We start from the raw sequence: 24880 nt of genomic DNA, 5'->3' as shown, positions 1-24880 counted from the left end.
TTCTAAATGATTCGTTTGCTAGGGAGCTTTTTGTAATATTTCTCTCAAAAAGCGTTTTCTAAACCACATTACCCAGCTGGAATATAGGTAAGTACATGGCGATAACTAAGCCGCCTACAAGTACCCCTAGAACAGCCATGATAAGAGGTTCTAGTAAGCTAGAAAGGTTATCAACAGCGTTATCAACTAGCTCTTCGTAGAAATCTGCCACTTTCTCTAGCATCATTTCCAGTGAGCCGGCCTCCTCACCGATGGCGATCATCTGCACAGTCATATTTGGGAAAACCCCTGTCATCGTGACTGCATCTTTTAGTGATTGCCCTGTTGATACCCCATTTCTGATCTGGAGTATGGCATCTCGGTAGAGTGCGTTACCCGAGGCTCCTGCAGCAGAGTCCAGTGCATTAACTAAAGGCACACCGGCAGCAAAGGTTGTAGCTAAGGTTCTAGAAAAGCGAGCAATTGAGGCATTGTGTAAAATTTGGCCAATAACGGGAATTTTAAGCATCGCTTTGTCGACGGCGTCCCTAAATTTCTTTGACTTTGTTTGGGCTTTGTTAAAGGCATACCCGGCGAAGCCTATAGCAATAAGTACAATCCACCACCATTCTTGGGCAACTTCGGATAGATGAATTACAAAGAGAGTAAAGGCGGGGAGGTCGGCGCCAAAGCTATCAAATACAGATTCAAATTGCGGTACCACTTTTACCAGCAAAATAGCGGATACGACAATACCAACAATAATAACGGCTGTTGGGTAGGTGAGGGCTTTTTTGATCTTGGCTTTTAGGCTTTCCAGTTTCTCTTTGTAGGTGGCAATACGGTCAAGCATCTGTTCTAAAGCACCCGATTGCTCACCAGCACTGACTAAACTGCAGTAAAGGTCGTCGAAGTGCTCAGGATATTTGGTTAAGGCTGTGGAGAAATCAAGTCCCCCATTCACATCATTTTTAATGCCATAAATAATATCTTTAAGCTTATCTTTCTCAACCCCACCGGCGGTAATATCTAGGCCTTGTAGTAGAGGAACACCAGATTTAAGCATGGTAGCCACTTGGCGAGTAAAAAAAGCAATATCTACAGGCTTAATTGGTTTGCCTTTCGCGCTAAAGAGGCCTGCTCCTCTCTCTTTGGCTACCTTGGAGGGTAATATACCCTGTTTACGTAGTTGAGCTTTAGCCATTGCAATATTGCTGGCATCAACTTTCCCTTTACTGGCATTGCCGCTTTTATCTTTTCCCTGCCAGGTAAATGTATGTAACTTGGCTTCTTTGGCCATAGCAAATATATCCTGTTATTAAACCTTAATGACGCGATTCATCTCTTCGAGGCTAGTCACACCTTCGGCAACTTTCTTTAGACCTGAACGTCTTAAGCTTTGGAATCCTTGAGTGTTTGCGACCTTTAGTATATCCAGAGAGTTTCCGTTTTGCATAATGACTTCAGCAATCTCTGGCGACATGGAAAGCATCTCGTAGATACCAACCCTACCTTTATAACCTCTGTTACACTTATTGCAACCCTCATGATTTGCTTCGAAGAGGGTCATATTCTTGATCTCTTCGTCGGTAAAGCCCTCTTCACGTAGGGTAACTTCAGGTAGTGTAATGGGTTGTTTACAGCTTTCGCAGAGCCTTCGTCCTAAACGCTGAGCGATAATTAAACTCACCGAAGTGGCAATGTTGAAGGCGGGTACTCCCATATTTCGAAGTCGAGTCAGTGTTTCGGGTGCGCTGTTTGTATGGAGTGTGGAGAGAACCATATGGCCGGTTTGTGCTGCTTTAATCGCAATTTCGGCGGTTTCCAGATCTCGAATCTCACCCACCATGACAACATCAGGGTCTTGACGAAGGAAGGCGCGCAAGGCCTCTGCAAAGGTAAGGCCTACTTTTGAGCTTACATGAACTTGGTTGATCCCCTCCAAGTTAATCTCTACAGGGTCTTCAGCCGTAGATATATTACGCTCTTCCGTGTTAAGGATGTTTAGACCAGTATAGAGGCTGACAGTCTTACCACTACCTGTCGGGCCGGTGACGAGCACCATGCCTTGTGGTTTATGTAAGGTGGAAAGGTACATCTCTTTTTGGAAGTCAGCAAAGCCTAAAGCTTCAACGCCCATTTTTGCACTGCTCGGGTCTAATATACGCAGTACAATTTTCTCGCCCCAAAGGGTCGGTAGGGTGTTAACACGGAAATCGATCGACCGGTTTTTCGAAATTTTCATTTTGATGCGTCCATCTTGCGGGACGCGGCGTTCAGAGATATCCATCTGAGCCATAACTTTTAAACGTGCAGACAGGCGTGATGATAGATTAGAGGGGGGTCTAGCGATCTCCTGCAAGATGCCATCTATACGACTACGTATACGATAGGTCTTTTCGTAAGGTTCAAAGTGAATATCGGATGCGCCGTTTTTAATAGAATCTAAAAGTATTTTATTAACAAAACGAACTATAGGCGCATCATTGGCTGCTTCCTCAGCGGACTCCTCTTGCGCAGCGTTGGGTAGAGAGTCATCGATCTCTAAATTATCAAGGTCGCTATCTTCCAAGTCGTCAAGGGCTGAGTCTTGATTATCGAGGAACGCTTCGATCGCTTTGGTAAGCTTATCCTCTTCAACAATAATCGCTTCAGTGGTAATACCACTTTGAAATTTAAATTCATCAAGGGCTTGGATATTGGTGGGATCAGAGATCGCTACAAATAAGCGATTATCCCTTTTCTGTAACGGGAGCGCGTGATGCTTACTGATCAGAGAGTCATTAATAAGGCCTTGCGGAAGGGTCGCCATATCCATGGCATCCAGATCTAGCAGTGGAATGCCAAACTCTTCGGATGCGGCTGCGGCGGCTCTATAGGCACTAACAAGGCGCTGTTCAATAACATAAGCGATAAAGGTTTGCTGTTTTTCTCGACATTGAAGCGCCGCATCGGCCGCGACCTCTGCAGAGCAAACACCCTCATTAACTAACCTTTTTGCTAGTCCGCTTAATGGTTGGCTAGGCTGCAAAATATAACCCCTTACTATCATTCCATGAATTGACACATATCATACAGATAAAATAGCATTTGCATCATAGTTTGAAAATGCGCACTATAAGGTTTATAAGATAAAACTGATTTGGTAACTGGCGTGTCATAAAAAATACGCTACAATCAAAGGACTTGGTTGATCCCAAGGATTTTTTTTCGCTGGAGATAAATAATGAAAACGAATAAACAAGCACAAGGTTTTACCCTAATCGAATTGATGATCGTTGTGGCGATTATCGGTATTTTGGCTGCTATTGCACTGCCGGCTTACCAAACTTATACCGCTAAAGCACGTTTCTCTGAAGTTATTAATGCGACTGGGGGGGTGAAGGCTGCTGTTGAAGTTTGCGCGCAAACGGATGGTGAAATGACAAATTGCGGTCCTACGGATAATAATACCGTAAATAAAGCTATTTTAGGTGCTGCTGTAGGTCAGTATGTTAATTCGGTTGCAGTAGGTGGTCTTACTGCATCTGCGGCTACAATTACTGCTACTGCAGAGAATATAAACGGGCTAAATTCTGCAACATATATTCTTGATGGTGAATTGATTGAGGGCGCCGTTCGTTGGGATGTGAATAGCTCTTCTGATTGTGTTGCAGCTGGCTTATGTGACTAATCACCTAAAGGTGTAAAGTTACCATTGATAAAAAGGCGCAAACTATTGCGCCTTTTTTATATCTTATATATTGATAAGTAGAAATGTTGTAAATGAAACGAACTATAATAATTATTTTGATCGCGGCTTGTGTGGGTGTGACTTGGTATATTGCAAATTCTACTGAGCCTTTATCGCCACAAACCAAAAGCGCAGTAGAAAATGCATTGCTGGAGTTGGAAGAGTTTCCTGCCCGTCCTGTTTGGTGGCAAGATGACTCAGTGTTAGCTATTGGTGTGGTTGCTGGGCAAACAAATCCGCATCATGCGGCTGATAAAGTCTGTAAAGTTTTAGCGGCTAAGGGCGTCAGCTCTGTATCTGTAGAAGTGTACGATATAGTTAAAATTCAGAAAGAGGACGAGTGGCGGAAACTAGCATCAAGTGCTTGTCAGTAGCTTTATTTGTTTTAGGTTTTTGCCGCTAGAGGCTGATCTGAAAAGGCTAAAGTAAAAACGTTAGCCTTTTTATTGGGCGATAAATTTAATCTGTTTAGTGCTCAATTAAGCGCATCGAAAGGTCAACCGCTTGGCAGTGCTTAGTTAACGCCCCAATTGAGATATAATCGACACCCGTTTCAGCGATAGGGCGCAATGTCTTATCAGTAATATTGCCTGATGCTTCTAATTTGGCTTTTCCTTTTGTTAGTTCTACCGCTTTGCACATCTCATCGAGTGAAAAATTATCCAGCATTACAATATCTGCACCAGCGTCTAGGGCTTGTTTAAGCTCTGCCATAGACTCAACTTCGATCTCTACTGGCTTATCAGGTTCATTATTTTGTGCGGTCTGTATCGCTTCTTTTATGCCGCCGCAGGCCATAATGTGGTTCTCTTTAATCAGAAAGGCATCAAATAATCCGATCCGATGATTAAAACATCCACCACAAGTCACTGCATATTTTTGTGCAAAACGAAGTCCCGGTAGGGTTTTTCGTGTGTCGAGTAGTTTTACGTGGGTGCCTATCACTTTATCGGCATAAAACTTACTAATGGTTGCGGTGCCAGAGAGTGTTTGTAGAAAATTTAAAGCCGCGCGTTCTGCGGTGAGCAGGTTACGAGCGGAGCCTTTCGCATAAAATAACACCTGATCCCGTTGTACTAGATCACCATCATCCACTTGCCATTCTAATGTTAAGTTAGGATCAACTTGTTTAAATACTTCATTAACCCAATCGACACCGCAGATTACAGCTTCTTGGCGACTGATAATGCGAGCGGTAGCGGTTTGCTCTTCAGGAATAAGTTGGGCCGTAATATCGCCGTTACCAATATCTTCACTAAGTGCATAAGTTACGGCGTCTGGAATAAAGTGCTGTATGTCGGCACGGTTCAACATAATAGGTTCCTGATGAGAATAAGGTCAAAGAGGGCTGGCCTCTGTTATTATTGGATAACGATGATTAATAGGTCGCTAATTCTAACGAATCTAAGTAATAGCGGATAGAGGATGATGGTTGTAAAAAACGAAAATGGTTGGTTGTTTGGTGTGAATCGGGTGTTGTCGCCTAATTTTAATGAAAGGCCTGAAGGCGAGAGTGTTTCGCTTTTAGTTATTCACAACATTAGTCTACCGCCGGGACAGTATGGTGGCGGATATATAGAGCAGTTTTTTACGAACCAGTTGCCTATAAGTGATGATCCGTTTTTCCAAGAGATTAAAGATCTACAAGTATCATCACACCTTTTAATAGAGCGCACGGGACGGATTGTTCAATTTGTGCCTTTGCATAAAAGGGCGTGGCATGCGGGTGTTTCTTGTTATGAGAATGTTGAAAACTGTAATGATTTTTCCATAGGTATTGAGCTTGAAGGTACAGATTCTGAGCCTTATAGCGCTGAACAATATAAGCAATTAGTCGATTTAACTTTAGCTATTCAAACTCAATTTCCGGCTATTTCGGATGACAGAATCGTTGGCCATTCTGATATAGCACCGGGTAGAAAAACAGATCCTGGGCCTGCTTTTGATTGGGATTATTTTTTCGGTCAGTTAAAAAATAGAAAATTAGACGGGGAATAGTCGGGAAAGTAGGGCGGGTACGGCATTTTCAACTCTTAAAATTCGCTCGCCAATATGGATGGCGTTAAATCCGCAGTCATTAAGTTTTTCGACCTCATAAGGGATAAATCCTCCTTCGGGGCCGATCGCTAATGTTGTTTTTATTGCTGCACTTTGAGGGCAGGGAGTGGCGTTATAAGGGTGGGCGATCAACGCCCTTGTGCCTTGTGCCAAAGAGGGAAGTTCATCCTCGATAAATGGTTTAAAGCGTTTTCTTAAATGAACATTGGGCATCACTGTATCGCCTGCTTGTTCCAACCCGAGTTGTAAATTTTCTATGATCTGTTTTTCTAAAATAGGGCTCCCCCAGTAGCTTTTATCAACACGATAGGAGTTGATAAGATAGAGCTCTTTAACTCCCATAGATGCAACGGTTTGTAAGATTCGCTTTAGCATTTTTGGCCGTGGTAGGGCTAAAAGAAGTGTTAAAGGCAATGGGGGCGGTGGTGTTTTGTCTAATGTTATTTGTAACCTGATAGCGCTTTCTGATAACTCAAGTACTGTTCCTGTGCCTATTAGCCCATTTAACATGCCAACCTTTAATTGCGCACCAATCTCGGGTTTATGAATTGTCCTAATATGTTGGAAGCGTCTGTCATTGAGTTTAACCTGCTCTTCCGCAATTAAATCATCTTCTGTGAGGAGTATTAGGTTCATATCTACCGCTGAGTGAGTTTGGCCGTTAGAGTTGGGTAGTTTATCGAGCAATATTAACAGATGCGACTATTAATCTAGATCAATGATTAGTGTTTCTAATCTAAATGAGAATGTTTATCGGTAGCATTATCTTTTGTGTTGTGGTAATTTTAGCCCCCTAATTTATTTAAAGCTTCTCTATATGTTTTGTCTTTGTAAGGGGTTTACTGTGAAATTTACACGCGTTGTTTCTACAATGGCTATGACCGCTGTTTTTGCTACAGGGTTGTTGCCTTTATCTGTATCTGTATCTGCCGATGATAACCTTGTTAATGTTTACTCTGCACGAAAAGAAGCGCTTATAAAGCCTTTGTTTGATCGTTTTACTGCGGAAACGGGTATTGCTGTTAATTTAGTAACAGGTAAAGCTGACGCACTTTTGAAACGTTTGGAAGTTGAAGGCGATGCGACACCAGCGGATCTTTTTGTCACTGTGGATGCAGGGCGTTTGTATAGAGCGAAGGACGCGGGTGTTCTTCAAGTAGCGACCAGTGAAACTTTAGATAAGCTGATTCCTGCTCATTTAAAAGATGTTGATGGTTATTGGTATGGCATGTCCCAACGTGCACGGACGGTGTTTTATGTTAAAGATAAAGTTGATCCTGCTGAGTTAACCTCTTATGAGGACCTTGCTGACCCTAAGTGGAAAGGACGTATCTGCATTCGTTCATCAAGCAATATCTATAACCAGTCACTCGTTGCATCGATGATCGATGCCAATGGCGTAGAGGCGACCGAAGCATGGGCTAAAGGGCTTGTAGCTAATTTTGCTAAGCCGCCAGCGGGTGGTGATACGGATCAATTACGAGCAGCCGCTTCAGGTGTTTGTGATCTGGCGATTGCTAATACCTACTATTACGCACGCTTAGTACACAGTAATAAAGAGAGTGATAACGAAGTCGCGGCTAAATTAGGTACAGCATGGTTAAATCAGGATGGTCGTGGTGCACATGTTAATGTGAGTGGTGTAGGTGTAACTAAATACGCTTCTAATGTGGAAAGTGCGATTAAACTGATGGAATTTATGGCTTCTGATGAGTCTCAAGTTTGGTATGGTGCTGAAAACAACGAATATCCAGTTGTTGAAGGTGTCGAGGTTTCACCCGTTCTGAAAGGCTTAGGTGAATTTAAAGCGGATGACCTTGTGCTAAGTAAATTGGGAACCAATAACCGTGCTGCTGTTGAATTAATGGACCGAGCTGGCTGGAAATAGGCTCAATTTCTACCATTCCATATTCTAATAAGTGTTAGAATTATGCTTTTAGCGCCCGCAGATATTAATGTGGGCGTTTTCTGTTTTTCTGAACGGGATAAATGTTTGTAGTGACTCCCTTAAAATCTCCCTACCGAGTAAACTGGCTGACATCTAGTTCGTTTGTCATCGCTGTATTATTGGCCCTGCCTATTTTTGTGATTGCGGGGTTTGTCTTTAGCGGTTCTGCTGATGTTTTTACGCACTTGTACCATACGGTGTTGTTCGATTATGTCAGTAATTCACTTTTACTCATGTTAGGTGTGGCTTTTGGGGTGTTATTGCTTGGTATCCCAACGGCTTGGTTGACGAGTGTTTGTGACTTCCCTGGGCGTAGAATTTTTGCTTGGGCATTACTCCTTCCTTTAGCGGTACCGGCTTATATCATCGCTTACACCTACACTGGGCTTTTAGATTTTGCTGGTCCTGTGCAAACTGCTATACGTCAGTTAACAGGTCTAGGCTATGGCGAGTATTGGTTTTTTGAGATCCGTTCATTAGCTGGTGCCATTTTGATGTTGGCGCTAGTACTTTATCCTTATGTTTATCTATTAAGCCGCGCAGCCTTTCTGGAGCAATCAGCAAGCACGCTCGAGGTTAGCCGGACGCTAGGTTATAACCAATGGCAAGGTTTGTTCAAGCTAGCACTGCCTCTTGCTCGTCCAGCGATTATTGCCGGTTTAACCTTAGCATTAATGGAGACCTTAGCTGATTACGGTACCGTACAATATTTTGGTGTAAATACATTTACGACCGGTATTTTTAGAACTTTTTATGGGTTTGGCGATGCGGTTGCGGCGGCTCAGTTGGCAGTTTGTCTTTTAAGTTTTGTGGCTTTATTAGTGCTTGTTGAAAAATACTCAAGACGAAAATCCCGTTATCACTCGTCTGCAGAATTTAAAGCTAAAGCAAAATTAATCTCTTTATCTGGCTGGAAAGCTGCAGTAGCATTTTTGATCTGCTTGTTACCTATATTATTTGGATTTTTGATACCTGCAGGTCAGTTGGCTTTTTGGAGCTTAACGCAAGCAGATCTTTCCGATGGCTCTTTTTTCCAGTTGGCGTGGAACTCGTTTTACCTCGCCTTTTTAGCTGCCATCATTGCTGTGAGCTTTGCGTTAATTTTGGCTTATGCTTCCCGTTTGAACCCTAAAAAGGTGGTGAGGTTTTCAGTGGCTACGGCGGGATTAGGCTATGCTCTACCGGGTACTATTATCGCTATTGGGGTGATAATTCCATTTGCTTGGATGGACCATCAGTTAATTGCAATGGCAAAGAAATGGTTCAGTGTTGATATTGGTTTAGTATTATCGGGCACTTTAGTGGCGCTTTTATTTGCTTATACGGTACGTTTTTTGGCGGTATCTTTAGGTGCCGTCCAGAGTGGCCTTGATAAAATAAAGCCGAGTATTGATGGTGCTGCACGTACGCTTGGTTGCACACCTATGCAGGTTTTAAAACAGATACATGTTCCCTTGATGAAGAGTTCTGTATTAACCGCCTTACTTATCGTTTTTGTTGATGTGCTTAAAGAGTTACCCGCTACACTGATTCTTAGGCCTTTTAACTTTAATACCTTAGCCGTTAGGGCATTTGAGCTGGCATCTGATGAGCGTTTGATTGATGCGGCACCGGCATCGTTGTTGATTGTGGCGGTTGGATTGATACCTGTGATTTTATTAAGCCGTTCTATTGCAAAAGGGCGGGCGGGAAGTTGATTGAGATGAAGATAGAAAAACATCTAAATGTTGAGAGTGTCACCCTTGCTTATGGTGAGGAGGATGTTGTACATAATGCGTCTTTATCACTTGAAAAAGGTGAAATTGGCTGCCTGTTAGGGCCAAGCGGCTGTGGTAAATCAACATTGCTTCGAGCGATTGCAGGGTTTGAACCTGTGAAATCTGGGCGTATTTGTATGCGTGGACAGGTGTTGTCTGATGCGCACAATATACTGCCTACCGAACAGCGAAATATTGGTATGGTGTTCCAAGATATCGCACTTTTTCCGCATTTAACTATCGCAGAAAATATTGTTTTTGGTATTAAAAAATGGTCAAAAAAAGATCAAGCTCTGAGAGTTCAGGAGCTTCTTAGTTTGATTGGTTTGCCTGATATTGCTGAGCGCTATCCACACTCTCTTTCTGGTGGTCAACAACAGCGTGTTGCCTTAGCGCGGGCAATGGCACCTAAACCTGACCTTTTGTTACTCGATGAACCGTTTTCTGGGTTGGATGCGAATTTGCGAGAAACGCTAGTACCCGAAATACGAGATATATTAAGAAAAGAACAGATGAGTGCTATTTTGGTGACCCATGACCAAATGGAAGCCTTTGCGATGGCTGATAAAATTGCGGTTATGCAGCATGGTCGGATTCAACAGTGCGGCTCTGCATTTAATATTTATCATGAACCTAAAAATCGTTTTGTAGCAGACTTTATAGGTTTAGGTGAGTTTTTGCAGGCTTCCATTAAAGATGAATACTCAGTGGATTCTGCATTAGGCTGTTTGGTAGGTGATGAGCCTTTAGGTTATGCACCGGGTACATCCGTTGAGCTGCTGATTAGACCCGATGATATCCAGCACTCTGAACAGAGTTCCTTGACCGGTCGTATAGTGAGTAAATGGTTTAGAGGCTCTCACTATCTTTATCATGTAAAGCTGGCCAATGGTGAGGTTTTACCTTGTATCACTGCCTGTCATCATGACCATGATGTAGGTGAGGATTTAGGTATCAGTATCGAACTTGATCATCTTGTTGTGTTACCTATCTGTGATCCAGAGACTGGGGTTTGCGATCTGCAAGAATCGGAAGTTGTTCAAACACAAGCTGTTGCTCGCTAGCCATGGCTTGTCCTCCCTCGTTGCTTTTATAGTGACCTCATATCTCCTAGCAACATAATGTTCGAGAAAAGGAGATTTAGTTATTTCGAGTGATAGAGTAGGATTGTGCGCTATTTTATTTCTTCGGTGACTTATGTCCGTTCGTGTCAATCTGCTTGAAGATGATATTCGACCAACCTTACTTAGAATGACATTCCCCATGATGCTTGGGATTGTTAGTTTGATGCTATTCAATCTTGCGGATCTTTATTTTGTCAGCCGATTGGGCACCGATGCGTTAGCTGCTTTAGGTTTTACTTTCCCTGTTTGTTTTACGGTTATCAGCTTAGCTATTGGCTTAGGGATAGGTACCTCAGCTATTTTGGCGCGCTTATTGGGTAAAGGGGAGAGTGAAGAAGCCCGCTCACTTGCTACGGATAACCTGCTGGCGATTGCTGTGATGATTGTGCTTGTTAGCTCATTGCTACAGTTACTGATTGAACCTGTATTTTTGGCTATGGGGGCGCGTGAAGCCTTAATGCCGCTTATTAAGACCTATATGAATGTGTGGCTAGTAGGATCTGTTTTTCTTGTTATTAATATGGTCTGTAATGCCTGTATGCGGGCCACAGGTGATACTAAAACGCCTGCATTAATGATGGCGGCATCGTCGTTACTCAACTTTATACTTGATCCTCTGTTTATTTTTGGTCTTGGTTCTTTTGATGGGTTTGGGATTCAAGGGGCGGCTATTGCTAGTGTTATCTCTTGGAGTTTGACGACTTTAGTGGCGATCTATCTGCTTTTTGCTCAAAAACGTTTGCTAGTTGTTCAGCCATTTAATTTCATCCGTTGGAAGAGGCACTCTTATGCGGTTATGAAAATAGCTTTGCCTGCCTCTTTATCTAATATGATGACGCCAATTGCACAAGCCGTTCTAACTTATATTGTGGCCCATCATGGCCCAGAAGCGGTAGCCGCTTTTGGTGTGGGGAACCGTATTGAGTCTTTAGCCTTACTTGTGTGCTTGGCGCTTTCTATGACGCTTCCCCCTTTTATTAGCCAAAATGTGGGAGCTGGTAAAGTAGAACGAGTAAAATCAGCCTATCGCATGGTGATTGGATTTTCATTATTTTGGCAGTTTTTGGTGTTTATTCTCTTAATTTTCGTGGCTGAAGAGGTCGCATCTCTGTTTAGTGATAATAATCAGGTCCAATCACTAATTATTTTATGGGTTTTTATTGTGCCATTTGGCTTTGCTTTTCAGGCAATAATCTTCCTTACCGCCTCCAGTTTTAATGCATTGCACAAACCTTTTATGGCGATGAAGGTCAGCCTTGCGCGCTTGTTTATTTTTACTGTTCCGTTCGCTTGGTTGGGTTCTCAACTGTTTGGTTTACAGGGAATGTTTGTATCTCTTGTGATGGCTAACTTATGTGTAGCTGTTATTGCTTGGTTATCAATGCGGGCTTACCTCAAGTCTTATTAATGCTGCATATGCGTTCAGTTTTATTTGATCCGTATGTGATGTAGCTCATTGTTCACGGGGGTGGAGTAAGCTAATGTTCTTCCACCAAAGTCATATTAATATCTATGAACGGATGGCATTATGATCGAGGTAAGGACGAGAGATTAATTATAAAATCATAATAAAAATAGATAACACCCAAACAAGCAAATACACGATATAAGGGGATGGAGCATGAGTCAGAAGATTGCACTCGTGACAGGTGGTACTGGTGGTTTAGGTACTGCAATTTGCCGCACATTGGCAGATAACGGTTTTCGCGTAGTTGCCGGCTATAATAGCGGTGGTGATCACAGTAAAGCGAAAGCATGGCAAGACAAACAGAAAGAAGACGGTTATGACATTCTAGTGTCTTATGGTGATGTTACAAACGCTGAATCTTGTGCGCAGTGTATCGCCACAGTTGAAGAGCTAACCGGTGGTGCTGTTGATATTCTTATCAACAACGCGGGTATTACCCGTGATGGGCAGTTCAAGAAGATGAGTTGGGAACAGTGGGATGAAGTTATGAGTGCTAATTTAGACTCTATGTTCCATATGACCCGTTTAGTGATTAATGGCATGATTGATAAGGGCTGGGGGCGAGTTATAAATATCTCCTCTGTAAATGCTCAGAAAGGTCAATTTGGTCAGTGTAACTACTCAGCAGCTAAAGCTGGGATACATGGTTTTACTAAAGCACTTGCGCAAGAAGTAGCGCGTAAAGGCGTAACAGTAAATACAGTGTCTCCTGGTTATATCAAAACAGCGATGGTTGCTAAAATTGCTCAGGAAATTCAGGATCAGATCTGTGCGGGTATTCCGGTAGGTCGTTTTGGTACACCTGAAGAGATTGGTCGTATGTGTACTTTCTTATGTGATGACGAGTCTGGTTACATCACAGGTGCAGATATGTCAGTCAATGGTGGTTTACATATGTCTTAATTGACTATGTTTAGCATTTAAAAAAACCCGCTATTTGCGGGTTTTTTTGTGTTTGATGATCAGCATTGTATAAATAATGGGTTTAAAAGATATGTTCAAGTTTGCTTTCAAATCTATCATTAAACTCTTCAATATGTGCCGCGAATGGGATGCATAACCATTCATGTTCTAATTGTTTTATTTCCGATAGGTTAAAGGCTTGTTTTTGTTCTGCAAGGGCTTGCTGTAAGCGCTCCATCTGGTACTCCATACGTAATGCTTGATCACATAACGGAGAGGGTTGTGATGAGGCTATCTCTAAACGGATACAGATCTGTCTGAGTTTTTGTTCTTGATCGCTAAGTAAGGATTCCAAAGCATCGGGGTTCTTAGCGATTGTAAGCAATGTGGCGAAGCGTTCAGCAATTTCGCGACTCATAGGGTGTTCTGAAGTTGTCTCTTGCTCCCAAGCTTGCTGGATGCTTTCTAGTTGTTCCATCGCACATTGATCTAATATGGCGTGCTCTAATTGCTCACAGATTCTCGCTTTACGTTCAAGTGCTATATAAGGCTCTGTTTCAAATGTTTGCAACTCTTCTTGCAGCTGTTGCAGGGCATCTATGGCTGATTGAACGGTTTCTTGATTAAAAGCTGGGACTAAAGAGTTTTGGCTTTCTAGCTCTGTAATCAAAGACTGGGCTTGATCTATCGCAGCTTCTAGGGACTTTACGCTGCAGCCAGAACTTATCATCTCTTTCAGTTGCTGGCAGGCATCATCTAATAATGGCTGGATCGAGTTTGAAGCGGCGTTAGGTTGTTTGCCTTCGTAAAAAGCTTCAAAGATTTGGCTACAATTTTCTCGGAATTGGTTCCAAAGCTTTCGTTCTTGATTGCGTGGAGCAGGCCCAATCGTTTTCCACTGTTGCTGAAGAGACTTAACCGTGTCAGTGGCTTCAGCAAAGTTGTTTGAGTTGAGAAGGCGCGTAGTTTCATCAATTAAGCTTTGTTTTCTGATAATGTTTTCGGCACGAAAAGTTTTAAGTGTTTCTTCACATCGTGACAGGATCAGATCTAAGGTTGCTTGAAGTTTCTTCCCTGGTGCGCGATCAACTGGAGAGTATGTGCGCCAATCTTGTTTGGCTTGGCGGATCTGCTCTTCATATAGCTTCCACTCTTCAGCACTGTCTCCCTCCGGGGGTGATAGCTTGTCTAACTTTTCGCATATAAGTTCGCGTTGTTTTAGATTGGTAATGCGAAGCTCTTTCTGTTCTGAAAAGTGTTGATCGCAAGGCGCATAGGCGCTATCCGATGCTTTTTTGAAGCGTTTCCATAGTTGTTGCGAGTGTACTGAATCGGTTGCGTCGAGTAGTTTCCACTCTTTTTGTATTCTACGGACTTCATTTGCGCGCTCTTGAACGGTTAGGTCAGAGTCTGACAGAGCTTCCATCTCTTGGCATAAGTTTTCTTTCTTAGGTTGAACCGCATAGGCTTGCCAGTCTCGCATCTCTTGTAGTTCAGCACTGAGTATTTTAGCTCTATGTGCTAGGTCGGCTGGTAGGTTGCCATTTAAGCGTTTATTGATCTGTTCAACTTTTTTGATGTATTTGTCTGCGTTACGAATCTCGCCCTGTTGGATCGATTCAGTAAGATTATCTAATAGTGTTTTGAACTCATTATGTAATTGAGTTTGCTGATGGTCTTTACGATCAATTTTGGTTTGGGCGGCAGCTAAAGCTGTTTCTAATTGGTGTAACTTGGCTGGCTTTTCATGCTGTGTTGGCCAGCTGAGTTTATTCAGTAGCTGGCGAGCTTGCTTCGCTTGTTTGTTAAGCGTTACAGGTTTTATATTTTCATCGGTAAGGCTAGAAAGAAACTTCTCTATCTGCTCAGCGGCATTGTTATAGATAGTGTAGCAAGCGATCAAATTTCCAAGCTGAGATTTTATTTTATTAAAGCTTTGTAGTTCTTGTTCGGAGCTGAAAGATTTAAGCGCTTCCCATTGATCGCTTATGGTTTGCAGTTGGTTTTCGACTTCAGCTAGACGGGATTCATCAAGAATGTTTTCTGAACTCTCTTTAAGTACACAAAGCTCTGAATAAAGATGGTGGCTTTGATTTACTTTCTCTTGTTTGAGAGCTTCTTCTGCTTCTAGCTGTTTAATGCGTGCTTTTTCTGCTGCTAAAATAGCTTCGCATTGCTGTTGATGGGTTTTGAGTCTGGCATTTTGCTCAACACTGGTGTGCTCTGACAATGTTTCGTATTCGCTGATTAGGGAGCATAGCTTAGGGCTAAATAATGGGAAAAAGGCTTGATGGCTCAGCTGTTCTGTATTGTGAATAAGCTGCTCTATGGATGCTTGAATGCGTTGGGCTTCTGCCTTCTCATCTTCTATTGTTTGCAGCTTGTCTCTAGCTGCTTTGAAGACGCCTTTATCTTTGTTGCGTGATGTTTTGCAAATTTTGTTCAGTGTTTCTTCACGGCTAATTCGCTGCGCTGCTTGGATTCTATCCGCAGCTCGCTGACTTTTTTCGGCAATAACGGAAAGGCTATAATCATCGTTTAGCTGTTGAATTGCTTGCTCACGAATCTGTTCATTACTGCTATTTAAAGCAATGTGGGTGAGGAAATTACACTCTGTAATAGTCTTCAGCGCACTGAGCTTTTCATCTAATGAACAGTCTGGGGAAGAGCCTAATATCAGCTGACTAATACGATGCAAAGATTGCTGCTGTATCGTATCAGATGATGTTTTTTTACTGATTTTAATCAATAAGCTGAGACTGTTTAGTTTCTCTATTGCTGCCAAGCGCACAAGCTCATCATTATCTTCCAATGCTAACTGGGATAAGATGGTTTGTGATTGGGGATCAGTATCACGTAATTTTGCAATAGCTTTAATACGTTTGTCTGATTTGCTGTGTTGCCAACTGGGCTTAAAAAATCTTACTAACATAACTTCCTAAACATCTCTGGCAGAGGCGCATATTAAAAAGGTAGATATTCGATGGAGCTCCACCTGCCTTAAGGGCACATATTCTAACGTAGATTTGAAACGCTGACAGCGTTGACATTAACTGAAAAAGCCTAAGTTGCACGATTTTTGGTAAATTTTATACTGCGATAGGGCGTAAAACCCCAGAATACCTGGCTTTGAGGTTAAAAACGGCGTGTATGAAAATCTTTAATAATAATTAAGATAAAGGGTGATGATTCCCATCTTCTTAGGAATGGGTTTACATCGGCCTTGAAATTATTTTAAGGCCGTTGTCATACTGTGCCTAAAGGGGATCTTATCGTAAGTATTAAGCGAGTTAATACTAAGTTTTGACCTCTACTTCCCCATCTACATAAACCCAGAAACCATTTTCTTTTCTGAAATTAGATTTTTCATACAAAGTACCGGTCTGATCTTCAGTTTCAAAGTGTGCTTCAAATTCGACCATGCCGATCTCGTCACTTTTAGTACCTTGATCAGTATCTAAAATTTTTAAACCGGTCCAGTTAGTATATTTAACTTGATCGGCTAAAATTTCAGCATCATTTGGCCCTCGTTTTTCAGGGGCTGTAGTATCAATTAGGTAATCGATAGCGCCTAATGAGAAAGCGCAATAACGAGAGCGCATAAGTGCTTCTGCCGTTGGGGCAGCTTTTTGGCCTTGAACGAGAGGCTCACAGCAATAGGCAAATGGTTTGTTGGAACCACAAGGACATGGTTTCTGCATCGCTTCCTGATGATGTGACATGGGTGAACCCTTAACAGTGAAATGTTAATCTGCATGATAGTGAGTTAATTAATGACATGTTAGTACTTATATAGCTTTAAATCTCGTTCTAACTATCAGATCTGTTGGTTTTTCAAGGATATTTATATGGCTAAGGCGCCTTTGACATTTTTTTGGCACGATTATGAAACTTTTGGTGTAGATCCTAAACGTGATTGGCCTGTTCAGTTTGCAGGTATCCGCACAGATGAGAATCTCAATATCATTGAAGAACCTGTGATGTTTTACTGTAAGCCAAGTGACGATCAGCTACCTCATCCCGAAGCGTGTTTAGTTACAGGAATTACCCCTCAGAAAGCGATGGACGAGGGGGTGTGTGAAGCTGATTTTTTTGCTCAGATTATGGAACAATTAGGGCGGCCAGGTACGTGTGGTGTGGGCTATAACAGCATTCGCTTTGATGATGAAGTGACCCGCTATGGGTTGTATCGTAACTTTTATGATCCTTATGCTAGAGAGTGGCAAAATGGATGTTCCCGTTGGGACATTATCGATATGCTGCGATTAACTCGCTCCCTGAGACCGGAGGGGATTAATTGGCCCGTTTATGAAGATGGCTCGCAGAGTCTTCGTTTAGAGGATCTGACTAAAGCGAATAATATAGATCATGGGCACGCCCATGATGCTCTATCGGATGTGTACGCCACAATAGCTATGGCAAAGCTGGTACGTGAGAAACAGCCTAAACTCTTCGATTATCTACAAAAGAATCGTTCAAAACAGGCAATTCAAGCTCAACTGGATCCTATTAGCCATAAGCCAGTATTACATATCTCCTCACGTTACCCAGTCCAACATGGCAATGCAGCTATCGTCGCGCCGCTAGCAACCCATCCTGTTAATAAAAATGGGGTGCTAGTTTGGGATCTACGCTATAACCCCGAGCCTCTAATGAATTTACCTGTAGAGGAGATTCGTCGGCTTTTATATACCAAACATACTGACTTAAATGAGAATGACCCTAAAATAGCGCTCAAGCAGGTGCATGTTAATAAGTGTCCAATTATTGCCCCCGCGGGGATGTTAAATAAGGATGAAGCCGCAAAATTAGAGATCGACGGTGATACGTGCCGTACTCATCTGCAAATGTTGAGAAATTTTACTGGTCTTTCCAGCAAGATTGCCGATATCTATAGTGAGAGTCCATTTGAGGCTGAAAGTGATCCCGATATGATGTTGTATAGCGGTGGTTTTTTCTCACCAACGGATCGTAAATTAATGGATCAAGTGCGGATGGCAAGTCCGAGTGAGCTAGCAGAGATCGATCTGCCTTTTCAGGATGGTCGCTTGGAGGAGATGTTGCAGCGTTATAAAGCACGGAACTGCCCGTCGGTGTTGACTCATGAAGAGCAGATGCAGTGGGAAAGCTATAGAAGAAGGAAACTGATCAAAGGCGAAAATGGTCATTTGACGATGGAACAGTTCTATAACCGTTTAAATGAACTCTATACAGAGCATAATCAGGACGAAATTAAGCAGCATATACTTGAAGAGTTATCGGTTTATGCTGAGGCTATTTATCCGATGGAAGAGGAATTTGATGAAGCCTACTAAGTGGCTTATACCTATTTTTTTGACGAGCACGAGCGTTTTTTCTCCATGGGGACATGCCAAGGAAGAGTTTTTCTCGACCCTAGAATATAAAGTGACGTCACCCAAGGGGGATTTTTACGGTACGGTTGATGGTGAAACTGCTTACCGTAATTGGCAGCGAGGGGCGTTTGATCGAGAGCAGATGGTTGAGATTCGCCCTAAAGAGTTGCCGAGTGATCTTCCGCCTGCTGTCGTGGTGCATTTTGCTGAAAATAATGTAAATGATAGCGCGAAGGGTCAAGTTAAAGCACCGATTTTAACGGGCGAAGAAAAGGTCTTTATGCGTATAGCTAAAGATGAGCAGCGGGCGCGGTGTGTGTTATTAGGGCAAAAGTGTGAGGCCTTTTTGAAGCCAGAAGATACTGATTCGGTTTACTATAGGCCGATTGAAATGCAGCAGAAAAACAGGAAAGTTATTACGCCTGAGGAAAAATAAGAGGACACTTAGTTGTAGTAGCTTAGTATCCTCTTATTCTGAGACTTTAAGCCTCAGGTACGTTTACATGTTGAGCTTTTAGTTGATTGAATAGTTCACTGGCTGTGTTCGGTTTCTCTGGAGCGTCTAAGGTGAATTTCTTACCTGTATTACTCACAATTAAACGTCGATTTTGAAGTGCGTTAAAACACTCAACAAGCTCATTTAACGTTATTTTCTCGACCGATTCAGCTAAGCGCTCACGTGTATCAAAGTTGGTTTCCTGCCAATCCAATTCTCTCCAATAGCGATTGGTTTGTGCCGACAGTGTATTATCTTTACGGGTGATGCGAGAGATTACACTACGCTTAAATTGGGAGAGATCCTGATCGCTAACCTCTAGTAACTTCTGATCCCATTCATCCAGAAATTGATCGATATTCTTTTCTAAGGTATGCGCATTTGCGATTGGAGATTGAACAATAAACGCTATAGCGGGTGTTTTGTTCATCTGTAATGAGGTGGCAAAAACAATATAGCCTAACTGTTTTTCTGTTCGGATCTGATTGTAGAAAGGGGAGGCCAGTATCTCAGTTAATAAAGAGATTTCTGCTCTTGTTTTAACGCTGTTTGATTCCCCTTGTAGCAGCATGGAGATCGCTGAGTCGTTGTGATTAATAGTGAGACTTTCTTTTATCGCTGGGCCTTTAGGTATTTGTGTTACTTCAACCGAGGGAACGGCCTGAGGTTTTTCTTTTAGCAGTTTTTCTTTAATCAATGCACCCATTGATATTGCAGTGGCTTTATCCAAGTTTCCGTGTGTTAAAACCTTTAGTCGCGGTGCGGCGGTTAGTTTGGTCGCAAATGCTTTCAGTGTATCTAAATTTACGTTTTTCAGTGCCGTTGTTTGGCTGTGGTTATCCCATTGCGGTAGTAGGAGCTCATATAGACGTCCGGTGGTTTGGTTATATGGCTTATCTTTACGTGCATTAGCTAAACTGTCAGCGTATTTTTTCTTGAATATTTCAAAGCGTTCGGCTTGAAAGTCAGGTTTTTGAATCGCGTTGATAACACTGCTTAATAACAGATCTAATTTGTCGTTGTAGCCTGATAATCGAACAGTGAAACCTTTCATATGCGGGTATATTGTCGTACTTAATCCAGCAAGATGAGCATCATAAAGTGTTTCATTAAGCTGCTCTTGTAATAGCTCGGTATAAAGTTTATTCATGGTCCAGTTTTCGGGGCTGGCATTAGCGATCGGTGTTTGTAATGTGAAATAGAGATCGGCTTGTGGGATGTTAAAGCTGGTTTCTGTTTTGTGCCACAGGCTAAAACCTTCGCTACTGTCGATCTCTTGTGGAATAGTTGCCGTTGCTTGAGTGGTTAATAATTCTAAATCTTCTGCAATAAATGGATTAGGCGCTCTGACCGTCATCGCAGGGTCAATTTTATCAACCTGTAGTTGTGCCAACATGTCTGTTGTAAAAGGAATTTCAGTATAAGGAACATGGTAATAATGTTCTATTTTACCGGTTTGTTCTTTATTAGATTTTAAACTTAATAACATGTTTTCAGGGGTCAACCGATTTAAAAATGTCTGGATCAGTTCTGGATCAAAGTCAGCAAATAGGTAATTAGCTGAGATCGCCAATTTGGTTGGAAAGCGCTGCATCTGGCTCGCTAGACTGCTGACTAGATGAATCGGCTCAGCTTGTTCTTGGAAACGAAAAGCTATTTCACTGAGTTGTTTTTCTTCTTGATAAAGGGTCGCTTGAACCCCTTGCTGTTTAAGAAGTTCGATGTATTGGAAGACCGTTTGCGTTACCGCTAGGTATTGCTCTTCCCCTTTATCCGTTAGCTGAATATTGATCATCATGCTGGATTCGGTAGGTAGATCGTGCCCTTGAGATGCGGAGAGTCCCGTAGCCCAACCCTTCTCCTTAAGGAAGGAGAGGAGGCTTCCTTGGCCCTCATAACCCATTAAACTGCTAATGTAATAGATAGGTTTGGCTTTCCAATGGCTACGTGTCTCTGGGGTTGGAAATGTCAGCGTTAGGGAATGGATATCTTTAACCGTTTGAATGTTAATTTGTAGTGGCAGCTTAGACTGATCAAACAGCGGCGCGTTAGTTTTGAACTCAGTCACTTGCCTATTTTTTACCGGCGAGAATTTACTGCGAACGAGTGCTTCTAACTGGTCAAGAGGTTCCTTCCCTAGCACAACTAAGGTCATTACATTTGCTGAGTAATACTGATTGTAGAAGTCGATAAGTTCGTTGCGGATCGGGCGGGTTTTATCGTTATGTAATGTCTCTAAATTACCGACCGCAAAATGGTTATAGCTATTTTCTTGATTCATTACCTGCTTGGTTGCGGCATAAATACGGCGATAATCATCTTTTATTTTAGCTTTGTATTCGGAATGGACCGCATGACGCTCACGATCGACGTACTTCTCATTAAAAAGCGGAGCGATAAAAAATTGTGCGAAGCGATCAAGAGCCGGTTCTAAGCTATCAGAGGTCACGTCAAAGAAGTAATTTGTATTCTCTTGTGATGTATAAGCGTTATGACCGCCGCCATGGGAACGGATATAGTTTTGGTATTCATCTGCTTCAGGATATTTTTCAGTGCCTAAGAACAGCATATGCTCTAAAAAGTGAGCAAGACCTGCACGATCTTTTGGGTTTGCGCTTGAGCCAACAGCCACGTTCATAGATGCGGCCGCTTTATCAGTTTCAGGATCGGAGATAAGTAAGACTCTGAGCTGGTTGTTTAAGGTTAGAGCGGAATATTGTTTAGGATCAATTGGGCTCTTATCAACCTCTGCATAGAGATTTGTCGACAATAGAAGACAATTTATAAGGGCGAATAAAAAAGGGGCTTGTACTCGTTTAATTGAAGCTAACAACATATAACAACGCCTTATTTTGCTTACACTAAAGAAAAAACAGTTACAGATAAAATTAAGTGACCAAGAATAACGGCTAGGGTTCCCAGTGGAAAGTAGGTTTTTATGCAGTTGAAGTGATCTCGATGGTATTAACTACTGCCAGTGTTACAATCATCACAACTATTATCGTTCAGTTTGCAGGAAGGATGCTATGAACAAAGAGAAGGTTATTTTCGCATTTTTCATCGTATTAGCGTTAACACTTAATTTTGGCTTTTTCATAGGAGATCTGACTGATCCCGAACATCATAATGTTTTTGAGTTTTTTGCGGCGCTTGTTGTAAGTTTAATCTGTACGGTCATTAAGTTTGGTGATCGAACTCATCTTGGTGCTCTAATGCTGGCAACCTCTTTGGTTGTTGATCTACAGCTTATTGTTGCTGCGGGTGTTTGGGGGTATGCAGAGCATATTAGTGGTACAGGAATGGATCCGTCTACGATGTCGAGCATTATTTCGCTGAGTGGCGGTGCATTACTCGCCAATATTATTTCAGTGGTCTTGCTGGTGGTCGAAACGGCTTTATTGCGTCGTTAATGGTGTTTACGTTTAATGGTGATGTTGAGTATTCACGATGAATAATGTGATCTACCTTTTTTTGCGGCGCTTAAAAACGCCGCTGATTACGATGATCGTGGTGTACTCCATATCGATCTTAGGCTTTGTATTAGTTCCAGGCCAAGATGATCAAGGCAATGTTTACCATATGGATTTTTTCCATGCGGTGTATTTTGTCTCCTTTATGGGCTCCACGATTGGTTTTGGTGAGATCCCTTATGCGTTTACCGCTGCCCAGCGCATGTGGACGTTATTCTGTATCTACGCAACGGTTATCTCTTGGTTATACGGCATAGGTACAGCATTAGCCCTGTTACAAGAACCTATATTTGGTCGTATGCTTCGCCGCCGCTCATTTACCTCCACTGTAAAAAAGATGAATGAGCCTTTCTATTTGGTCTGTGGTTATGGTGTGACAGGGCGGGTTGTTGTTCGTCAATTGGTTAAGCGAGATGTTCGGGTTGTGGTATTGGATATTGAACCTGATCGGATTGATGAGTTAGAAATGGACGACCTTTCCATTTCAGTACCGGCTCTTTGTGCCGATGCTTCTCTGCCTGACCTCTTAGATGCGGCAGGATTGCAGCATGAGAAATGTATAGGGGTGATGGCGCTGACGAATGATGATCACGTTAATCTATCTATAGCGATTGCCAGCAAGCTTTTGAGCCCTGACCGTATGGTTATTAGCCGCACCGAATCGGATATAACAACCTCCAATTTACACTCGTTTGGGACCGATTTAGTGGTCGATCCGTTCCGCACTTATGCGCAATATCTCTCTTTAGCCGCGCATGAACCGTATATGCATCTGGTGTATGACTGGATACATAACCCTTTCCATCGACCACTATCAAGTGTGTATCAACGTACGAAAGGGCGTTGGATTATCTGTGGCCATGGACGGTTTGGGCGCGCACTCTATCGAGCGTTTGATGAGGGAGAGGTCGATCTGACGGTAGTGGATGTAGATGCGGTGAGTATCGAGGATATTCCACATCAGGTAACCGGTGTTGGCACGGAAGCGAGTACTTTGCTGGAAGCGGGAGTAATGGATGCGGTTGGTATTGTGGCGGGTACCCCTAATGATGCAGATAACCTATCGATTATCATGACCGCACGAGAACTGAATCCAAAGATTTTGACGGTTGTTAGGCAGAATATCCATGAAAATAGCTTAGTCTTTAAAAATAGCCGTGCTGATTTTGTGATGGAGCAGGGACGTATTATTGCTAACCGTGTTTTGGCTCATCTCAAATCGCCTTTAGTTCCTATATTTATTGAAGAGATGCAAAACCGTTACGATGATGTATGGGCGCATACATTAATCAACCGTATGAGTAGTGTTGTTGGCCAGAATGAACTGGATTGCTGGGCTTTTGTTGTAGGCGAAGAGGAAACACCTGCTTTAATAGAGGCTTCACAGCAAGGGATTGAATTAAAGTTATCCCTGTTTTTTAAAGATCCTCACGATAGGAAACGGAACCTACACGCGTTTCCTTTAATGCTTCGTCGTGGCGAGTTGGTCGATATGTTACCAGGTGAATTGGATATTATTCAGCCGGGGGACGAAATCTTAGTCTGTGGGCTAAATAAGGCAAACAAGCGTATGCAATGGACGGTGAATAATTATAATGTATTGCACTACATTTTAACGGGGAACGATGCGAATAATAATTTGCTATCTCGGTTCCTACTAAAATATTTTTAACGGTGTGAGGCGTTTCTTCTGGCTTATTTTCTTCTTGTTTTAACTACGCTTTTTTGGGCGGGTAACTTCGTGTTGGCCCGTGCCTTTTCGGTTGATATTTCCCCTGTCACTTTAGCGTTTATTAGGTGGTGCTGTGCGCTGCTGATTCTATTGCCTTTTGCTGTGCCTGCAATCTATCGTCATCGCGGTATTATTCTTAAGCATTGGCCTATACTTGTGTTTCTAGGTGCTTTAAGTGTTGGTAGTTTCAATACCTTAGCTTACATAGGTCTGCAATCGACAACTGCCTTAAATGGCACTTTAATGCAATCAACTATGCCGATTATGATTCTATTATTAAGTACTATATTTCTACGTGAAGCGGCATCAATGAAGCAGTGGTTAGGGGTTGGTCTCTCATTGATGGGGGTCTTGCTACTTGTCTGTCAGGGGCAGTTATCGATTTTAAAAACCTTAAACTTCAATGTAGGTGATCTTTGGATCATAACCGCGATGTTCATTTGGGGGGGGTATAGTGTCGCCCTGCGCTGGAAGCCAAAAGAGATGAGTGGCTTTGCCTTTTTCTCCGTGACTCTGGTTGTTGGGATAATCTGTTTAGCACCTTTTTCGTGGTTGGAAACACAAAATCAGCCACCGATCGAATGGAATCAAGATCTCTATTTATTAATAGCGTATTTGGCGGTGTTTCCCTCTATACTGTCCTATCTGTTTTGGAACTATGGGGTAGAAAAACTCAGCGCGCAACGGGCGGGTTTATTTATTCATTTGGTCCCATTATGGGGAATGTTGCTTTCTGTTATGTTTTTAGGCGAGCAGGTTCAAACTTTTCATTTATGGGGTATGACATTAATATTTAGCGGGATCTATTTCGCTGTAATTTCCAGTAATTCATCATCAAAAAAACAACAAGCTTAGGAG

20 protein-coding genes are annotated in these 24880 nt (G+C 42.4%); 13 read left to right on the top strand and 7 right to left on the bottom strand.

The annotated features are described in order from the left end of the window. Nucleotides 1-58 precede the first annotated feature (58 nt). Together Q4486_RS01645 and pilB are read right to left on the bottom strand one after the other, a co-directional pair. Entirely contained in the window at nucleotides 59-1279 is a 1221-nt protein-coding gene (locus Q4486_RS01645; RefSeq protein ID WP_303415963.1) for a type II secretion system F family protein, read from the bottom strand. A gap of 18 nt (nucleotides 1280-1297) precedes the next feature. Continuing rightward, entirely contained in the window at nucleotides 1298-3031 is a 1734-nt protein-coding gene (gene pilB, locus Q4486_RS01640; protein ID WP_303517860.1) for a type IV-A pilus assembly ATPase PilB, read from the bottom strand. Nucleotides 3032-3205: 174 nt separating this feature from the next. Here pilB and Q4486_RS01635 point away from each other — a divergent pair, with 174 nt between their 5' ends. Both Q4486_RS01635 and Q4486_RS01630 read left to right on the top strand, forming a co-directional pair. Continuing rightward, nucleotides 3206-3652, top strand: a complete 447-nt coding sequence (locus Q4486_RS01635; protein ID WP_303517858.1) for a prepilin-type N-terminal cleavage/methylation domain-containing protein — start codon at nucleotides 3206-3208, stop codon at nucleotides 3650-3652. Nucleotides 3653-3744: 92 nt separating this feature from the next. Then, complete coding sequence (locus Q4486_RS01630; RefSeq protein ID WP_303415966.1) at nucleotides 3745-4086, top strand: hypothetical protein; 342 nt, start codon at nucleotides 3745-3747, stop codon at nucleotides 4084-4086. Between the two features lie 94 nt (nucleotides 4087-4180). Here Q4486_RS01630 and nadC read toward each other — a convergent pair whose 3' ends face one another. Beyond that, nucleotides 4181-5026, bottom strand: coding sequence for a carboxylating nicotinate-nucleotide diphosphorylase (gene nadC / locus Q4486_RS01625; RefSeq protein ID WP_303517856.1), 846 nt, complete (start codon nucleotides 5024-5026; stop codon nucleotides 4181-4183). A gap of 114 nt (nucleotides 5027-5140) precedes the next feature. Here nadC and ampD point away from each other — a divergent pair, with 114 nt between their 5' ends. After that, complete coding sequence (gene ampD, locus Q4486_RS01620) at nucleotides 5141-5710, top strand: 1,6-anhydro-N-acetylmuramyl-L-alanine amidase AmpD (RefSeq protein ID WP_303416069.1); 570 nt, start codon at nucleotides 5141-5143, stop codon at nucleotides 5708-5710. On the opposite strand, the gene Q4486_RS01615 is transcribed toward ampD, so the two are convergent. Further along, nucleotides 5696-6406, bottom strand: coding sequence for a 16S rRNA (uracil(1498)-N(3))-methyltransferase (locus tag Q4486_RS01615; RefSeq protein ID WP_303517853.1), 711 nt, complete (start codon nucleotides 6404-6406; stop codon nucleotides 5696-5698). The genes ampD and Q4486_RS01615 overlap by 15 nt on opposite strands. Before the next feature lie 208 nt (nucleotides 6407-6614). On the opposite strand from Q4486_RS01615, the gene Q4486_RS01610 reads away from it, so the two are divergent. From Q4486_RS01610 to phbB, 5 genes are all read left to right on the top strand, one after another. After that, nucleotides 6615-7658 carry a Fe(3+) ABC transporter substrate-binding protein gene (locus Q4486_RS01610; protein WP_303517851.1) on the top strand — a complete coding sequence of 348 codons (1044 nt, stop codon included), beginning with the start codon at nucleotides 6615-6617 and terminating at the stop codon, nucleotides 7656-7658. Nucleotides 7659-7759: 101 nt separating this feature from the next. Next, a complete protein-coding gene (locus Q4486_RS01605) occupies nucleotides 7760-9415 on the top strand; it encodes an iron ABC transporter permease (protein ID WP_303415969.1) in 1656 nt (551 codons plus the stop codon). A gap of 5 nt (nucleotides 9416-9420) precedes the next feature. Next, nucleotides 9421-10539 (top strand): ABC transporter ATP-binding protein, encoded by a 1119-nt coding sequence (locus Q4486_RS01600; RefSeq protein WP_303517850.1) that lies wholly within the window; start codon nucleotides 9421-9423, stop codon nucleotides 10537-10539. Nucleotides 10540-10672: 133 nt separating this feature from the next. Beyond that, entirely contained in the window at nucleotides 10673-12007 is a 1335-nt protein-coding gene (locus Q4486_RS01595) for an MATE family efflux transporter (protein WP_303517848.1), read from the top strand. Nucleotides 12008-12220: 213 nt separating this feature from the next. Then, entirely contained in the window at nucleotides 12221-12970 is a 750-nt protein-coding gene (gene phbB, locus Q4486_RS01590) for an acetoacetyl-CoA reductase (RefSeq protein ID WP_303415972.1), read from the top strand. Nucleotides 12971-13052: 82 nt separating this feature from the next. On the opposite strand, the gene Q4486_RS01585 is transcribed toward phbB, so the two are convergent. Continuing rightward, the gene (locus Q4486_RS01585) at nucleotides 13053-15902 is read right to left on the bottom strand and encodes a DUF349 domain-containing protein (RefSeq protein WP_303517847.1); all 2850 of its coding nucleotides are present in this window, start codon (nucleotides 15900-15902) and stop codon (nucleotides 13053-13055) included. 364 nt (nucleotides 15903-16266) lie between these two features. Further along, on the bottom strand, nucleotides 16267-16692 hold the full coding sequence (locus tag Q4486_RS01580; RefSeq protein WP_303415974.1) for a YchJ family protein: 426 nt from the start codon (nucleotides 16690-16692) through the stop codon (nucleotides 16267-16269). A 126-nt stretch (nucleotides 16693-16818) separates the two neighbouring features. Here Q4486_RS01580 and sbcB point away from each other — a divergent pair, with 126 nt between their 5' ends. Together sbcB and Q4486_RS01570 are read left to right on the top strand one after the other, a co-directional pair. Then, on the top strand, nucleotides 16819-18285 hold the full coding sequence (gene sbcB / locus Q4486_RS01575) for an exodeoxyribonuclease I (protein ID WP_303517845.1): 1467 nt from the start codon (nucleotides 16819-16821) through the stop codon (nucleotides 18283-18285). Continuing rightward, nucleotides 18272-18760, top strand: coding sequence for a hypothetical protein (locus Q4486_RS01570; RefSeq protein WP_303517844.1), 489 nt, complete (start codon nucleotides 18272-18274; stop codon nucleotides 18758-18760). Before sbcB ends, Q4486_RS01570 begins: the two co-directional genes overlap by 14 nt. A 46-nt stretch (nucleotides 18761-18806) precedes the next feature. Here Q4486_RS01570 and Q4486_RS01565 read toward each other — a convergent pair whose 3' ends face one another. Then, the gene (locus Q4486_RS01565) at nucleotides 18807-21656 is read right to left on the bottom strand and encodes an insulinase family protein (RefSeq protein ID WP_303517843.1); all 2850 of its coding nucleotides are present in this window, start codon (nucleotides 21654-21656) and stop codon (nucleotides 18807-18809) included. A gap of 190 nt (nucleotides 21657-21846) precedes the next feature. On the opposite strand from Q4486_RS01565, the gene Q4486_RS01560 reads away from it, so the two are divergent. The 3 genes from Q4486_RS01560 to Q4486_RS01550 are packed head-to-tail and all read left to right on the top strand — an operon-like array spanning nucleotide 21847 to nucleotide 24877. After that, nucleotides 21847-22230: a DUF6394 family protein gene (locus tag Q4486_RS01560; RefSeq protein ID WP_303415978.1), complete on the top strand. Its 384-nt coding sequence runs from the start codon at nucleotides 21847-21849 to the stop codon at nucleotides 22228-22230. Between the two features lie 37 nt (nucleotides 22231-22267). Then, nucleotides 22268-23962, top strand: coding sequence for a TrkA family potassium uptake protein (locus Q4486_RS01555; protein WP_303415979.1), 1695 nt, complete (start codon nucleotides 22268-22270; stop codon nucleotides 23960-23962). A gap of 18 nt (nucleotides 23963-23980) precedes the next feature. Further along, on the top strand, nucleotides 23981-24877 hold the full coding sequence (locus tag Q4486_RS01550; RefSeq protein ID WP_303518108.1) for a DMT family transporter: 897 nt from the start codon (nucleotides 23981-23983) through the stop codon (nucleotides 24875-24877). Nucleotides 24878-24880: the final 3 nt, after the last annotated feature.

The sequence above is a fragment of the Neptuniibacter sp. 2_MG-2023 genome (genome assembly GCF_030547495.1).
In the GTDB taxonomy this organism is placed as follows: Bacteria; Pseudomonadota; Gammaproteobacteria; order Pseudomonadales; family Balneatricaceae; genus Neptuniibacter.
This window is presented reverse-complemented; position numbering and strand designations above follow the sequence as displayed.